Source organism: Bradyrhizobium niftali, assembly GCF_004571025.1.
GTDB lineage: Bacteria > Pseudomonadota > Alphaproteobacteria > Rhizobiales > Xanthobacteraceae > Bradyrhizobium > Bradyrhizobium niftali.
In genome coordinates this window covers 152,245-167,191 of the sequence record NZ_SPQT01000021.1, presented here as the reverse complement: position 1 = coordinate 167,191, position 14,947 = coordinate 152,245, and the positions used below count along the sequence as shown (strand labels likewise).

Here is a 14,947-nt window from a genome sequence, read left to right as displayed (position 1 = left end):
CGATGGACCGAAGCGGGGCCGATCGCGGCATAGAAGACGTGGAGGAGATCAAGAACGCAACCGGGCTGAACTGAAGCCCAGTGCCCGAAGTCCCGTCGCCGGGACGGTGGATCCGGTGAAGCCGTTACACGCCCAGTGGCCGTCATCTGACGAACCACGCGTATCTAGATAGGCTCACCGCTCCCTCTGACAGCATGATGTGGCGGCCAGGCGTTGACCACGGACAGAAGCATGAGTTCGGCGGCGTGACGTTCACTCGGGAGGCTTGACATCATCGGGCCCATTACAGAAGGGCGTGCACTCATAAAGGTGCAAACGCCGGCTTTTGGGATCTAAGCAGAAATTTTCTGCTCAATCAGCGTCTTGCCGGTTTTGACCCAATTTGGACATTGGTCGCAGCGCCCAGGATCGACTGGCAGTCCTTTCTCACCCCACCGCCTCGTCGGAAAGTGATAGGCTTGAGGCGTCGACGAGTTTTCCCTGAGGGGGATGTATGCGACGCCGCGAGTTCATCACGCTTTTTGGTGGTACGGCAGCGGCGTGGTCGGCTACCGCGCGGGCGCAGCGACCTAAAGGGCGGCTTTACCGTGTTGGATATCTGTCATTGGGGACTGGGGAGCGCGTCTATTCCATTAAGGCGTTCGAAGAGGGCCTCCGCAAGCTCGGCTACCAACTTGGCGAGAATGTCGCCATCGAGTACCGCTTCGCCGACGGCGAGATAGAACGACTGCCCGCGCTTGCGGCAGACTTCGTCCGGCTTCGTGTGGACATCATCGTCACCGGGTTCAATCCGCTCACAGAAGCGGCGATGAAGGCGACCACGACCATCCCGATCGTCATGACTACCGGCCTTGATCCGGTTCGCGCCGGGCTTGTCGCTAGTCTGGCGCGCCCCGGCGGGAACGTTACCGGGCTGACCGTGGATGCGGGCGGCGAGATTTTTGCCAAGCGGTTTGAGATGCTGAAGGAAGCGCTGCCGGGCGTCTCGCGTGTGGGTATTCTGTTTAATCCGGACGTTGCGGCTACTCGGACCCGGCTGACGGCGATGATGGAAATCGCGCCGACACTGGGGTTGACGACTATCCCCGCCGAAGCCCGTGGGTTGGACTCACTTGAACAGGCGTTTGCGCTGATGGTTCGGGAGCGCGTGCAGGCGTGCGTCATGCAGGGAGATAGTGTGTTATTCAACCACCGCAGCCAGATTGCAGAAATGGCCTTGAAGAATCGGCTGCCAGCCGTCTCTACCCAGAGAGAGTTGGCAGAGGCGGGCTTCCTTCTGACTTACGGGGCCGATGTTGGAGATCTCTATCGTCGAGCCTCCGCTTTCGTCGACAAGATTTTCAAAGGTGCGAAGCCGGCCGACCTGCCGATCGAACAACCGATCAAGTTCGAACTGGCGATCAATCTGAAGACCGCAAAGGCGCTTGGCGTCATCGTGCCGCCGCTGCTGCTCGCCCGCGCGGACGAGGTGATCGAATAAGGCTTGTCGCTTCGGCTTGTGGCCCTTCTCGGACCTCGTGCAATGTCCGCCCTAGCCAAACCGCGCCGCAAGTAAATTGTACCAGGCCATAGCAGACGATCGCGATACGCCCGCCTTCCTTGGGTCGGAGTGAATAATGTCTAACAAAATTCCGAATTCGCATAAATAGAATTATTTTGATACTGGTCGCTTGACCCCGGTCTTGGGTGTCTTGCCCGACGGGCTGCCAAGGGATTGTGGCCGGGGCGGTTAGTCCGGCGCCGTCGGCACCCGCGGAGCCTGCGCGAGGGCCTGTGCCGGCTTGACGGCCGCCGGGTTGGCTACGCTCCTGGCCCGATCGCGCCGCAGCGAAAGCGGGACTGTCTTGAGCGCATAGATGATCGCGATCTGGGTCCGGTTCTGGAGGCGGTATTTGCGCATGATGTTGCCGATATGCGCCCGCACCGTGTTCTCCGAGATCTTGAGCTCGTAGGCGATGTTCTTGTTCTGCATGCCCCGCGCGATCAACATCATCAGCTCACGCTCACGCGGCGTCGGTGTAATCGAATCCTTCGGATCCGGGCTCATGACTGGCTCCTCCCTGGTCTTCTGGTTGATGCGGCCGCCCCCGGCATCTTCTCACTCCGTCTTGAGCGCCTCGATCGGGCTGAGTCTGGACGCCTTGTGGGCGGGGTAGAAGCCGAAGATCAGGCCGGTCGCGATCGAGAAGACGAGGGCAAGGCCGATCGCCTCGCCGTCGATCGAGGTGATCCATCCGGCCATGCGGGCGACGGTCATCGAGAGCGTGATGCCGCCGGCAACGCCGATGGCGCCGCCGAGCAGGCAGAGGACGAGCGCCTCGCAGAGAAACTGGAGGCGGATGTCCCGCATCCGCCCGCCAAGCGCGCGGCGAATCCCGATCTCCCGCGTGCGCTCGGTGACCGAGACGATCATGACATTCATGATGCTGATGCCGCCGACGAGCAGCGAGACCGAGGCGATGGCGACGAGCAGGAGCGCCACGGTGCGGATCGCGCCCTGCTGCGCTTCCATGGCGGCGGCCGGATCCTGGACCTTGAAGTCGTCCTCCTGGCCGGCGGGGACACGGTGGCGCTGCCGCAGCAGGCTTTCGATCTCCGATCGCGCGCCCGCCATCTGACCGTCCGCGGCCACCTTGGCAATGATGTAGGCGACCGAATCCCGGTTGATGTTGCTCGCGCTGCCGAGGAAGCGCAGCTTGGCCGTGCTGAGCGGCACGAAGGCGACGTCGTCCTGCGCCGGGCCCTTGCGATCGAGCACGCCGACCACTTCGAGCGGCACCTTCATGATCCTGATCTGCGCGCCGATCGGATCGTCGCCCGGCGCGAACAGCTCGCGTGCGACCGTGCTGCCGAGGATCACGACCTTGCCGGCGCCGGCCTCCTCGGTGCCGGAGAAATAACGTCCGGCCGCGAGCTGCCAGTCGCGCACCATGAAGTGACCGGTCGTGGTGCCGTTGATGGTCGTATTCCAGTTCTTGCTCTCGTGGATGACCTGCGCCGTCCCGGCGATCGAGCCGGCCGCGGCCTGGATCTCCGGAATCTGCTCGAGGATGGCCTGCACGTCGCTCTCGGTCATCGTCAGCTTGCTGCCGTCCTTGAGGCGCACGCCGCCCTGATAGACGGCGCCCGGCGTGATCATCAGCACGTTGGCGCCGATCGAGCGGATCTGCTCCTGGAGGCGAAGCTGCGCGCCGGACCCGATCGCAAACACCGTCACGATCGAGGCGACGCCGATCACGATGCCGAGCATGGTGAGGAAGCTGCGCAATGGATTGAGGCGCAGGGCGTGCAGGGCGATCTGAAAACCCTGGAGCATCGTCATGACACCGCGCTCCGTTTCGGCAGCAGCGGAACCAGCGTCTCGTCGCTGACGAGCTCGCCGTCGTGCAGGCGGATGGTGCGCCGGCACTGCGTCGCGATGCCGGGGTCATGCGTGATCATCACGATGGTCTGGCCGGTCCGGTTGAGCGCGGCGAACAGCGCCAGGATCTCGGCGCCGGTGCGACTGTCGAGCGCGCCGGTCGGCTCGTCGGCGAGCACGATCAGCGGGGAGGCGATCAGCGCACGCGCGATCGCGACGCGCTGCTGCTCGCCGCCCGAGAGCTGCCGCGGAAAATGATGGGCCCGGTGCAGCATGCCGACGGCCTGAAGGCTCTGTTCGGCGCGCGCCAGGCGCGCCTTGCGGCTGATGCCGCCATAGACCAGCGGCAGTGCGACGTTCTCGATCGCATTATGGCGTGCGAGCAGGTTGTAGGACTGGAACACGAAGCCGATGCTGCGGGCGCGCAAGGACGACCGGCGATCTTCCGAGAGCTCGGCGACGTTCGCTCCCTCGAGATGGACCTCACCCTCGCTCGGCAGGTCGAGCAGCCCGATCATGTTCATCAGCGTCGACTTGCCGGACCCCGACGGTCCCATCACGGCGACGATCTCGCCCTGCGCGATGTCGAAGCTGACGTTGCGCACCGCCGCCACCGCGACCCCGTCGGTGCGATAGGTCCTGGATACGGACCGGAGACTGATGAGGGGAAGGGGGGCAGTCATGATCCGAACCTGATTCCGAAAAACTCCATGCCGGCCGGCCGGATGGCCTGGCCGACGGCGACCTGGCTGCCTTCGACGAGGTCGCCGCTCTTGAGTGCGACCTGTTCGGTGCCGGCCGCGCCGACCGTCACCGCAATGCGCTGGAGCGAGCCGCCGGCAGTGCGCACCCACACGCCGCTGTGCGCGGTGGCCGGGTCAGGACGCGCGCCGGACGGTTGGAAACGCAGTGCGGCGAGCGGCACCTTCAGCACGTCGTCCTGCCGCTCGATCACGATCTTCACCAGGGCCGTCATGCCAGGCAGCAGCGCGCCGTCGAGATTGGAGGTCGACAGCACGACGGTGTAGGTGACGACGTGCTGCTGGTTCTGCGGCGCCTTGCGCACCTGCCGCACCACGGCCTCGAAGCGGCGGTCGGGGTAGGCATCCACCGTGAAATAGGCGCGCTGGCCGGAGGCGATGCGCCCGATATCGGCCTCGTCGACCTGGGCGTGAATCTCCATGTCTTCCAGGCGATGGGCGACCACGAAGGTGGTGCGCGACTCGAGGCCAACCGCGAGCGTCTGGCCCTCGTTGACGAACCTGCCGACGACGACGCCGTCGATCGGCGAGCGGATCACGGTGCGGTCGAGATCGGCCTGGGCCGCGGCGAGAACGGCCGCCTTCTCCGGCACCGCCATGCGGGCCTGTTGCAGCTCGGCTTCGATCCGGCGGACGTCGGCCTGGGCACCGTCCACGGAGTAGGCGTTGAGCGACATGAGGACCTCGGCCTCGCGCTCCTGGGCCAGACGTGCCGTGAACTCGGTCTGCGCGTCGTCGACCGTCGTCGTCGCCACCACGTTTTGCGACTGGAGCGCCAGCTTGCGCTGCAAGGTCTTCTGTGCCGAGCTCTTGACCGCCTGGGCGCTCTCGAGCTTGGCGGCGAGCACGTCGCGGCTGCCCTTTGCGTTCTGCAGATCGATCCTGGCGCGATCGAGCTTGGCGCGCGCGATGTCGACCAGGGAATTGGAGACCGCCATGGAAGCCCTGGCTTCGTCGACCTTGGCCGCGAAGCTGCGCGGATCGATCAGGGCGAGCGGCTGGTCCTTGCTGACGGTGTCGTTGAAGTCGACATAGACCCGGGCGAGCTGCCCCGACAGCTGGGAGCCGACCTCGATCGTCTTGACCGGCTGTAGCGCGCCGGTGACGGTGATCGTCTGCTCGATGCTGCCGCGCTGGATCGCGGCATAGCGGAACATCGGCGCATCCGACCCGAAGGCCGGAGCTTCGCGCCTGCCGGGCACGAGCAGCCGCTTCGTCGAGTCATAGGCGTGAGCCGCCGTGTCTGCCGCGCTACCGGCGGCGCCGGCGACGACGGCCGGCTCTGTGGCGAAGGCCGCGGCGAGGGCGCATGCAGCTCCGAGCAAGGCAATAATTGGCACAAATCGCATATCAAAAACCCGCCTGCTTGAAATGGCTTCGTTGCCGGTGCGGAGCGAGATCGCGCTATGGTTGTAAATTGTCAAAATCAATATCGATACGTTAGTATGTCGTCGCGGCCGGGGCGACGGTCGGGCGCGCTGGACGATCCAGAAGTAAAATGCGCGGGCGCGACCTTTCGTGATTTGCGTGAAGTGCATACCCGGCGTATTCCAGAGGTTGCGCGCGGTATCGAACTCGATAGCTGACTGAACGTCTCGTGTGGTTTGGTCCAAGTGGCCGGCCGCCGGCGTTCGAGTTGGCGCATGAGTGGCGACACCATGACGCAGTTGGGCGATACCTCGGTCGAGACGCCGAATTGCCGCATCCTCGATATGGCGTCTCGCGGTGACGCCGCCGTCGGCGGCATCGAGACCTTTCCATCACGAAGCCCGATATGTGAACGCCTTCACTCGTCTCGGCCGGGTGTTGGCCTTAAGACGTCAAACCGACGGGCAGACGCGACTCGACCGGTTCTCGCCGGTGCATTCAAGAACCTTGTTTTCGCTTGCAAGAACAATGGATGGCTCGTTGCTGGATCATCGAGGCCAGGTCCGGGAGTTTGATGCAATGGATTCAAATCAAGCTACAGTTTATGTCGTTGACGACGAAATCGAGATACGAAGCGCGATCGGGAGACTTTGCGAGGAGACGGGACATCAGGTGAGGCTGTTTGCCTCGACGGACGAATTCCTCAGGGAGAGGCTTTCCGACGGACCCTCATGCCTCGTGCTCGACGTCCGCTTTCCCGGCACGTCGCCGACCGGACTTGAGCTTCAGCGCAAGCTCGCCGAATCGGGCGTGCCCATTCCGATCGTTTTCATCAGCGGCCATTCCGACGTCCGTGTCTCGGTCGAGGCGATGAAGCGCGGCGCGGTCGAATTTCTGCCAAAACCCTTTCGCGAACAGGAGATCCTCGATGCGATCAGGCATGGCATTGAGCGCGACCGCAGACGGATGGAGCGCGAACGCGCCGTGCGCGAGGCCCGGCAGCGCGTCGAGGCGCTGACGTCGAGGGAGCGCGAGATCATGCTGCTGATGGCCGAGGGGCTTGTCGCCAAGCAGATCGCGGCGAGGCTTGGCGTGAGCGAAGTGACGGTGAAGGTCCATCGCGCCCGGATGATGCGAAAGATGGAGCTGCGGTCGCCGATCGAGGTGGCGCGGCTGATCGACAGCATGGGACGCGAAGCGGAGACGACGCGCGCCAGTGCGGGACAGCCGCAAATCTGAGGTTGCGAGTGGCGACATTCCGCGCAACGTCTAGTCCGTACCGATTAGCATGAACTGCAGTCTGTCGCGATTGCCGCGATCGGTTCAGAGTGATCCCACGATGTCGGTCGCATTCAGGACCAGCATCCGAAACCAGTCAGACAACTTGGCCAGAAAGGGATACTCCATGCGCAAATTGTTTTTTGCTTCCGTTGCCGTGCTCGCTCTGTCTTCCGCGGCCCAGGCCGCCAACACGTCCACCACGGTGCAGCTCGGCATCGTGAACTCCTCGAGCGTCACGCAGAACGGCCTCACCAACGACAGCTCGTCGACGACCCAGGTCGGCATCCTGAACGGTGCGTCCACCATGCAGGGCACCAGCTCGCCGTCGCTCAACAACGCCAGCACCGTGAACCAGGTCGGCGTGCAGAACACGGCGACCACCGGCCAGGTGGCCTTCATCAACAACGGCAGCTCGATCACCCAGAATTCGTTCGGGCCGGCCGCGCTCCAGAACAACTCCGCCAGCGTCGGCCAGCTCAGCGGCTTCGGCATCAACACGAGCACCGTCTCGCAGACGGCGCACTGAACCATCTCGTCGACCGGACGCGTCACAGCGCGGCGCGTCCGGCCCATTCTCGAAAGCACCGCCATCGGGCGGGCCGACCAGTCAGGGATCGCTCGCCTATTCTCGCGGAGGACATGACATGCGGATCACCTATCTCGTTGTGACGGCCATTGCGCTCAGCGCGCTGACTGCCGTCGATGCAAAGGCCGGCAACTCGGCCAGCGTGCTGCAGTTCGGCACGACCAACAGCTCCTTCATCTCGCAGACGGGCTCAACCAGCAACAGCGCCACGACGTTGCAGTTCGGCGCGACCAATACGGCGACCACCTTGCAGATGGGCTCGCTGCTCACCGTCAACACCGCGGTGACCGGGCAGGGCGGCACCACCGCGACGGCGTCCAACACGGCGCTGACCGGCCAGGTCGGCGGCGCCAATTCGAGCCTGATCGGCCAGATCGGCGCGAACAATGTGGCCGGCGTCGGGCAGCTCGGAATCCTGAACGGCTCGACGATTCTCCAGCAGACTCCGTGAGCAATTCGGAAGTGGTGAGGCATGTCATGAAACGTCTCTTGAAACGTCTCTTGGGAAGCGCGGGTGCCGCAGTGCTCGCCCTCGGCGGCGCCGGCGCCGGATCGGCCGGCGCCCAGACCGCCGACATCAAGACCATCGTGTCGGTCGGCGGACCGCCGGTCGTGCTGAACCAGAACAGTCAGCTCAACATGGCGGGTGTGTTCATGATCGGCGGCAGCACCAGTGCGACCGTTGTCCAGAACGGCACCAACAATGCCACGGGCGTCCTGCAATTCGGCGGGACGAATTCGGCGTCGATCGGGCAGGCCGGGATGAACAATTTCGCCTTCGTCGGCCAGACCGGCCAGTCGGCGACCAGTCTCGTGTCGCAGCTCGGCGCCATGAACACGGGCACGGTGGCGCAATTCAGCAAGGTCAACACTTCGACGATCGTCCAGACCGGTCCGTAAGGCGCGCGAACTCATCGGCGTCGGGAACCAGCGGGGAAGCGCGATGCGGTGCGGCAGAGAGGTCTTGAAGCGGGTTCTGGCTGTGGCGGCGTTGCTTGTCGCCGTCGGCACGGCGACGCAGGCGCCGGCCGGAACGGTCCAGCGCAGCGTGACCAACCGGAACGTGAGCATCGAGACGATCGTGCAATTCGGCAACGATGTTCAGCCTGTCACGATCGAGGAGAACAGCCGCATCAACATCGCGCGGGTGATCCAGATCGGCGGAACGGGAACGGTGGATGCGACCATCATCCAGAACGGCACGCGCAACTATGCTAATGTGATCCAGGTGGGCGGCACCACCAACGCGGCGATCGGTCAGTCCGGTCTCAGCAACACCGCCGACATCACCCAGATCGGCAATTCCACCAACGCGCTCCTGCTTCAGATCGGCGACATGAACTCGGGAGCGGTAAGGCAGTTCGGACGCTTCAACTGGCTGGCGATCTTTCAGTTCGGCCGATGATGGAGGTATGACATGAGGTTGCTCCTGCTCGCATCCGGAATAGGATTCATGAGCGTGGTTGCGATGGCGCCGGCCGGGGCCGGCGATGGCCATACCACGGTGGTCCAGGACGAAAACGGGACGGCGGCGATCACGCAAAGCGGCGATCCCGCGCAGGCCGAGGTCAGGATCGAGAAAGAGCCCGGGCGCACCACCGTGTACCGGCGCAGCGGCGGAAACACCGCGATCGTGACGCAGGGCACCGGCAATGCGCAGGACTTGCTCGATTGGCTGCGCAAGCACCAGCAAGACCACTGACACATCGCGCCGTCGCAAAAAGGCGGAATTCCGGGCGTTCTGCCGCACCGGGTTCCCCGTTAATCCCGTGTCTTAACCAATAATTAATTATACGTTTGCGGGTGGGCGACAGCCCGGCCTAGCGTGCGGTGGGGAGCCGCCGAAGCCAAACGAGTTGGTGCGTATCATGATGTCCAGATCATATGGGGCGCTGTTCGCCTCGCTCAGCGCAGCCGCGCTGCTCCTTTCGTCCAGCGACAGTTTTTCAAGGCCCGGCGGCGCCGCTCCGCATGGGTCCACTGCGGCGTCGCCGACTGCGGCAATGCGTCCGCCGATCGCGCCGGGTGCGCGGTTCCGCGGCCGCAACACGCCGTGGGTCTATTGGCCGGGCGGAGGCGGGTTCTTTTACGACGGCGCAGGCTATAGCCAGCCCTTCGCCGATGCCGGACAGCCGCCCTCCACCGACGTGCGCTACACCTACACCTATGACGTTCCCTGGGACTGGACGCATCGCTTTCCGCCCAACGTGGTGCCGTCCGATCGGCCCTATGTGCCGAGCTGCCCGACGGAGCAGGTGACGGTGCCCGGCCGTGGCGGCGGCGAGCACACCGTCAACATCATGCGCTGCTACTGAGCAGCGCGTTGCTTTTTGAGCATGATCTCTTCGGAAAACCGCTTCACACTTTTCCGGATCATGCTCTAACCCAGCTCGAAGCTGGTCACGCCGAAGACACGGTCGAGCCGCAGCGGCGGGATCGGCCCCGTGTACATTCGCGCCGTCTCGAACACCGGCTTGAGGCCGAGCTGTTCCGTGAGTGCGATGGCCTCGCGATTGACGGCGGGGACATCGAGGAAGACTTCGCCACCGTCCGCGCTCGCCAGCAAGGCCTGCACGACCGCTTCGGCCGCCTCGCGATCGTCGGCGACGAGCGGGCCGATCTTGCGACCGGTCCGGCACGGGCGGATCACGCCCCATGCGGCGAGCTTGCCGTCACGCAGCAGCGCGCGGCCGACATGGCCTGATGTCTTGATCCAGGCGCGCAGGAAGGCGCTGCGCGGCGCGGGGAACACCGTTGCGTCGTCGGCGTCGATGAGCGCGAACGGGATCGTGTCGAGCGCGACGACGTCGGCGGGCGGCCTCGGCGGCGCTGCGACGGTGCCGCCATAGCGGATATTGGCGTAGGCAAGCTGGAAGCCGGACTTTTTGTAGTTGTCCTGCTGCGCCACGACGCCGTCGAGGCCGATCACGCGGGGACGTGCATGCGCGATCGCCGCGTTCCAGATGCGCAGGCCGTGGCCGGAACCGCGGAGGTCCGCGCGCACGATGTAGAAGCCGAGAAAGGCGAAGCGGTCATCGTAATTGACGCAGGAGACGGTCGCGACCGGCTCGCCGCCGAGCTCGCCGACGAAGAAGCCTTGCGCGTCGGGGATGGCGAAACAGGCGGCATCGGAGAGGCCCGGATTCCAGCCCTCGGCTGCGGCCCAGTCGACGGCGATCGAGATCTCCTCGGGGCGCAAATTGCGGATCTGCAAATCGCTCATGGCGGATGCCTTCGACGGTGGACCTGCCGGCAAGTCTGGCGGTAGAAGGCCTCATGATAGGCCGGGCCCGCGGCTCGCCTCAAGACAGGGATGATCGGTCATGGCAGCAGAGAAAGTCGCACTCGTCACCGCCGGCGGCAGCGGCATGGGGGCAGGGGCCGCGCGGCGGCTCGCGGCCGACGGCTTTCGCGTCGCGATCCTGTCGTCCTCCGGCAAGGGCGAGGCACTGGCGGCCGAGCTCGGCGGGCTTGGCGTCACCGGCTCCAACACGTCGAATGATGATCTGAAGCGTCTCGTCGACGGCGCGATGGCGAAGTGGGGGCGTATCGACGTGCTCGTCAACAGTGCGGGCCACGGGCCGCGCGCGCCGATCACGGAGATTACCGACGAGCAGTGGCACACCGGACTCGATACGTATCTCCTCAACGTGATCCGGCCGACCCGGCTGGTGATGCCGGTGATGCAGGCGCAGAAGAGCGGCGCCATCATCAACATCTCGACCGCCTGGGCATTCGAGCCGAGCGCGATGTTTCCGACCTCGGCGGTGTTCCGCGCAGGCCTTGCCGCCTTCACCAAGATCTTCACCGACACCCATGCCGCCGACAACATCCGCATGAACAACGTGCTGCCGGGCTGGATCGACAGCCTGCCGCAGCTGGATGCGCGCCGCGACAGCGTCCCGATGAAGCGCTACGGCACGGTCGAGGAGATCGCAGCGACGATCTCGTTCCTGGCGTCCGACGGTGCAGCCTACATCACCGGCCAGAACATCCGTGTGGACGGTGGGCTGACGCGCTCGGTCTGACGCCGGCAGATTCGCATCACGTTCGCGCGGGCCTTGTCGTGATGCGACACGGCCGCGCGCGGCGCGCCGCCGATGGAGGATGAGGCGTGGCTGCCGGGTCACACTTCTGGTCCGTTCGCACCACGTGAGGCTCACACTACGTCACAGTCCCTATGAACTTCGCCGCAGCCCAAGACGGCATGAGGCCCGCAGCCTATGCCCGATCTGCGCCGGATGCCTCTCGCCCGCGCGCATTCGAAACGCGAGCTGATCGCGTGGGCATGGAGACTGGAATGAAGACGTTTTTGCTGGCGGTCGCTTCGATTGTTTTGGGCACCGCATCGGTGCAGGCGGCTGACCTCGCAGCGCAATACACCAAGGCGCCGATGATGACGCCGGCCTACAACTGGACCGGATTTTACGTCGGCGGCAATGTCGGCGGGCAGTGGGGCAGCTCCGATCCCAGCACCTCGACCGTGTTTTCTCCGACGGGCTATTTCGCCGCCAGCAGCGTCCCCGCCGTCAACACGGTGGGTGCCCAGGGCATCAACAGCTCCGGCGTGACGGGCGGATTAACCGCAGGCTACAACTGGCAGGTCAACAACGCCGTGTTCGGCATCGAAGGCGATATCAACTATTTCGGCTTCAAGGGCCGCGCCTCGGGCACGGCCGTGTATCCCTGCTGCGCACCGGACACCTTCACCGTGAATTCGTCGGTCTCGGCTGACTGGCTCGCCACCATTCGCGGCCGCATCGGTTTCCTGGCGGCTCCGACCTGGCTGCTCTATGCCACGGGCGGCGCGGCCATCTCGGAGGTGAAGGCCAATTTCAACTTCACCGACACCTTCGCCGGTGGTGCGGCCGAATCCGGAACGATCCGCGACACGCGCGTCGGCTGGACCGCAGGCGTCGGCACCGAATATGCGTTCGGCGGCGGCTGGTCGCTCAAGGCCGAATATCTCTATGTCGATCTGGGCCGCGCTACGGCAACCAGCACCAATCTGGTCGGCTCCGCCGGCACGTTGCCTTTCCCGAGCAGCGTCTTCACCCACTCGGTGGACATCAAGTCGAACATCGTGCGCGTCGGCGTGAACTACAAGTTCGGCGGACCGGTCGTCGCCAGATACTGAGCTTCATCCCGTTCCGAATCTGGCGTGGAAAGCCCCGGCTCAGCCGGGGCTTTCTGTTTAGGGCCGGCTTCAGTGCGAGGCCACGAGCTTCGCCAGCGCCGGCAGGATCCTGTAGCGCGCGATCTCGTGCGGATATTCGCCGCGATTGGCCAGCAGCACGATGCCGATCCGCCGCGACGGCACGAGGCCGATATAGCCGGAGGCGTTGTTGAGGCCGCCCGGCTTGTCGACGACGGTGGCCTCGGGAAGATGCACCGTCTCCCAGGCCATGCCTTGCCCGAATTTCTCGTCGACGCGGAAGGCCTCGTGCTGGGTCATCCGCAGCGCCTCGCGCAAATGCGGATCGACCGAGCGGCCGTCGACGCAGGCCGCAACGAAGGTCGAAAGATCCCGCGGGGAAGAGAACACCTGGCCAGTGCCGGGAAAGTCAAAATAGCTCTGCTGGTTGCCGGGCGGGCCGATCGCCATGCCCTGATCCGAATAGCCCTGGACGACCCGCTGCATCCACGCTGCATCCATGACGGCGCGATTGGCCTCGCCGCGTTCGGGCACCGAGGTCGCGGTCATGCCCAGCGGCTTGAAGATGCGCTGTTCGAACTGGGTTGCGATCGGCGCGCCGTAACAGCGTTCGAGCACGAGCTGGAGAAGCACGTAGCCGGCATGGCTGTAGATGCGCTGCTTGCCGGGCGCTTCGCCAGCCCGCGGTCTCCATGCGTTGAGCATCTCGATGAACTGTGCGCGCGAGAACTGCTCGTTCGGCCAGGGCGGATGGTCGGTCGGCAGCAGCAGTCCCGACGTGTGCGTGACGAGCTCGCCGACGGTGACGCCGCGGATGCTGTCGCCGGTGAGCTCGGGAAGGTATTTCGGCAGGGGATCGTCGAGCCGCAACTCGCCGCGAAGCGTGCCGAGCGCGACCAGCGTCGCCTCGAACGGCTTGCGCAGCGAGGCGAGGTTGAACAGCGTGTCCGATGTGACCGGCCGTCGCGTCGTGTCGTCGGCAAGGCCGAAGTTGAAAAACTCGACATGGCGGCCGGCATACAGCGCGGCGGCGAGGCCGCCCGGTTGGTCCGGCGTCGCGGTCGGCGCCAGCTCGTTGGCGACGATGTCACGCATCTGCGCGATCATGTCGGAATCCGCGGCCGCCTTGCGCGGGCTGACGAGGCTGATTGCGAGCGGAAGCAGGGCCGCCTTGGCGAAGCCACGCCGGCTGATCGAAAGAGGTCGTGAGGTGACAAGTGGGGACACGCGCTTGATGAACAGATTGCCGTCGCCCCCGGCGCCAGTCGTACCTGTAAACCGCGTCCCGCCTCAATTCACAATCGCGCGTTGGAAGTTCCGCGGCGGATCTTCCAGCCGCCGATCCCGCGTCCGGCCGCGCCGACGAATTTTACTTAGCTTGTCGGCTAACAATTGTTGACGTGGGTTGGCAGTGGGTCTATAGTTAGCTTCATGGCTAACCAATTGTCTCGACTGGACCAGATTTTTTCCGCGCTCGCCGACCCGACCCGGCGGGCGATCGTGATGCGGCTATGCGCCGGCGAGGCCTCGGTCGGCGAGCTCGCCGAGCCGTTCGACATGGCGCTGCCGAGCTTCATGAAGCACATCCACGTGCTGGAGCTGAGCGGACTGGTGCAGTCGGAGAAGTCCGGCCGCGTGCGTACCTGCCGCCTCAGCCCCGAGGCGCTCGTCGGTGCGGAAGACTGGTTCCAGCACCAGCGCGCGATCTGGGAGGCGCGTCTCGACCGGTTCGAGGCCTATGTGATGAAGCTCAAGAAGGAGAGGGCGGCTGCCAGGCAGCCGTCCAGAACGACCGACAAGACAAACAACAAGCCAAGCAAACGGAAAGGTTCTGAGTGATGACGAATTCTGCCAATCCCGCTCTGTCGCAATGGTCGCTCGACCGCGAGATCGTGATGTCGCGCGTGATCGACGCACCGCGTGATCTGGTGTTCGAGGCGTGGTCCGATCCGAAGCACCTGCCGCAATGGTTCGGGCCGAAGGGATTCAAGATCGAGACCTTCGAGATCGACGTGCGCGTCGGCGGCGTCTGGCGCTTCAACATGATCGGTCCTGACGGCACCGTCTATCCAAACCGCATGCGCTTTCGGCGCATCGAGCGGCCGTCGCTGATGGAGATGGATCACGGCGTCGACCAGGACGACGATCCCAGCATGTTTCGCTTCACCCTCACCTTTGCCGAGCAGAGCAACGGCAAGACCGTGCTGATGATGCGGCAACTGGCCTCGAGCACCGAGCAGCGCGATGGCATGATCGGCTTCGGCGCGGTCGAATACGGCTACCAGACGTTGGATAAGCTCGCGGCCTATGTGAGCGGGCTGAAGAAATAGAACGCCGGCGTGATACCGGGGGCCCCGAAGTAGCGCCCCCGGAATCAAACTCGGAAAACGCCCGGAGACGCCGTCGCCTTCGCGAATATGACAGCGCGCAGGTCA

Annotated in this window: 18 protein-coding genes; 12 read left to right on the top strand and 6 right to left on the bottom strand. The window is 64.7% G+C overall.

What is annotated here, in order from left to right; all coding sequences use genetic code 11:
* Positions 1–493 precede the first annotated feature (493 nt).
* Complete coding sequence (locus E4K65_RS30925; RefSeq protein WP_135177336.1) at positions 494–1,480, top strand: ABC transporter substrate-binding protein; 987 nt, start codon at positions 494–496, stop codon at positions 1,478–1,480.
* A gap of 249 nt (positions 1,481–1,729) precedes the next feature.
* On the opposite strand, the gene E4K65_RS30920 is transcribed toward E4K65_RS30925, so the two are convergent.
* From E4K65_RS30920 to E4K65_RS30905, 4 genes are read right to left on the bottom strand one after another with little or no spacing between them, the layout of a single operon-like run.
* The gene (locus tag E4K65_RS30920) at positions 1,730–2,047 is read right to left on the bottom strand and encodes a response regulator transcription factor (protein ID WP_135177335.1); all 318 of its coding nucleotides are present in this window, start codon (positions 2,045–2,047) and stop codon (positions 1,730–1,732) included.
* Between the two features lie 51 nt (positions 2,048–2,098).
* Positions 2,099–3,322 carry an ABC transporter permease gene (locus E4K65_RS30915; protein ID WP_135177334.1) on the bottom strand — a complete coding sequence of 408 codons (1,224 nt, stop codon included), beginning with the start codon at positions 3,320–3,322 and terminating at the stop codon, positions 2,099–2,101.
* The gene (locus tag E4K65_RS30910) at positions 3,319–4,044 is read right to left on the bottom strand and encodes an ABC transporter ATP-binding protein (RefSeq protein ID WP_135177333.1); all 726 of its coding nucleotides are present in this window, start codon (positions 4,042–4,044) and stop codon (positions 3,319–3,321) included. Before E4K65_RS30910 ends, E4K65_RS30915 begins: the two co-directional genes overlap by 4 nt.
* Positions 4,041–5,471, bottom strand: a complete 1,431-nt coding sequence (locus E4K65_RS30905) for an efflux RND transporter periplasmic adaptor subunit (RefSeq protein ID WP_135177332.1) — start codon at positions 5,469–5,471, stop codon at positions 4,041–4,043. The genes E4K65_RS30910 and E4K65_RS30905 overlap by 4 nt, the downstream gene beginning before the upstream one ends.
* Before the next feature lie 598 nt (positions 5,472–6,069).
* On the opposite strand from E4K65_RS30905, the gene E4K65_RS30900 reads away from it, so the two are divergent.
* From E4K65_RS30900 to E4K65_RS30870, 7 genes are all read left to right on the top strand, one after another.
* On the top strand, positions 6,070–6,729 hold the full coding sequence (locus E4K65_RS30900) for a response regulator transcription factor (RefSeq protein ID WP_135177331.1): 660 nt from the start codon (positions 6,070–6,072) through the stop codon (positions 6,727–6,729).
* Positions 6,730–6,895: 166 nt separating this feature from the next.
* Positions 6,896–7,297 (top strand): curlin subunit CsgB, encoded by a 402-nt coding sequence (locus E4K65_RS30895; RefSeq protein WP_167771281.1) that lies wholly within the window; start codon positions 6,896–6,898, stop codon positions 7,295–7,297.
* A gap of 118 nt (positions 7,298–7,415) precedes the next feature.
* Complete coding sequence (locus E4K65_RS30890) at positions 7,416–7,808, top strand: curlin (RefSeq protein ID WP_135177329.1); 393 nt, start codon at positions 7,416–7,418, stop codon at positions 7,806–7,808.
* Between the two features lie 26 nt (positions 7,809–7,834).
* A complete protein-coding gene (locus tag E4K65_RS30885) occupies positions 7,835–8,257 on the top strand; it encodes a curlin (protein ID WP_235885781.1) in 423 nt (140 codons plus the stop codon).
* 64 nt (positions 8,258–8,321) lie between these two features.
* On the top strand, positions 8,322–8,762 hold the full coding sequence (locus tag E4K65_RS30880; RefSeq protein WP_283813909.1) for a curlin: 441 nt from the start codon (positions 8,322–8,324) through the stop codon (positions 8,760–8,762).
* Positions 8,763–8,774: 12 nt separating this feature from the next.
* Positions 8,775–9,059, top strand: a complete 285-nt coding sequence (locus E4K65_RS30875) for a hypothetical protein (protein ID WP_027549281.1) — start codon at positions 8,775–8,777, stop codon at positions 9,057–9,059.
* A 166-nt stretch (positions 9,060–9,225) separates the two neighbouring features.
* On the top strand, positions 9,226–9,672 hold the full coding sequence (locus E4K65_RS30870) for a hypothetical protein (RefSeq protein WP_167771280.1): 447 nt from the start codon (positions 9,226–9,228) through the stop codon (positions 9,670–9,672).
* A 65-nt stretch (positions 9,673–9,737) separates the two neighbouring features.
* On the opposite strand, the gene E4K65_RS30865 is transcribed toward E4K65_RS30870, so the two are convergent.
* Positions 9,738–10,580: a GNAT family N-acetyltransferase gene (locus tag E4K65_RS30865; RefSeq protein ID WP_135177326.1), complete on the bottom strand. Its 843-nt coding sequence runs from the start codon at positions 10,578–10,580 to the stop codon at positions 9,738–9,740.
* 100 nt (positions 10,581–10,680) lie between these two features.
* Here E4K65_RS30865 and E4K65_RS30860 point away from each other — a divergent pair, with 100 nt between their 5' ends.
* Together E4K65_RS30860 and E4K65_RS30855 are read left to right on the top strand one after the other, a co-directional pair.
* Positions 10,681–11,385, top strand: coding sequence for an SDR family oxidoreductase (locus E4K65_RS30860; RefSeq protein ID WP_135177325.1), 705 nt, complete (start codon positions 10,681–10,683; stop codon positions 11,383–11,385).
* Positions 11,386–11,657: 272 nt separating this feature from the next.
* The gene (locus E4K65_RS30855; protein WP_135177324.1) at positions 11,658–12,494 is read left to right on the top strand and encodes an outer membrane protein; all 837 of its coding nucleotides are present in this window, start codon (positions 11,658–11,660) and stop codon (positions 12,492–12,494) included.
* 69 nt (positions 12,495–12,563) lie between these two features.
* Here the strand turns inward: E4K65_RS30855 and E4K65_RS30850 are convergent, their stop codons facing one another.
* Positions 12,564–13,739, bottom strand: coding sequence for a serine hydrolase (locus E4K65_RS30850; protein ID WP_135177323.1), 1,176 nt, complete (start codon positions 13,737–13,739; stop codon positions 12,564–12,566).
* Between the two features lie 204 nt (positions 13,740–13,943).
* On the opposite strand from E4K65_RS30850, the gene E4K65_RS30845 reads away from it, so the two are divergent.
* Together E4K65_RS30845 and E4K65_RS30840 are read left to right on the top strand one after the other, a co-directional pair.
* Positions 13,944–14,351 (top strand): metalloregulator ArsR/SmtB family transcription factor, encoded by a 408-nt coding sequence (locus tag E4K65_RS30845; RefSeq protein ID WP_167771279.1) that lies wholly within the window; start codon positions 13,944–13,946, stop codon positions 14,349–14,351.
* Positions 14,351–14,842, top strand: a complete 492-nt coding sequence (locus tag E4K65_RS30840; RefSeq protein WP_167771278.1) for an SRPBCC family protein — start codon at positions 14,351–14,353, stop codon at positions 14,840–14,842. Before E4K65_RS30845 ends, E4K65_RS30840 begins: the two co-directional genes overlap by 1 nt.
* The last annotated feature ends 105 nt before the right edge of the window (positions 14,843–14,947 follow it).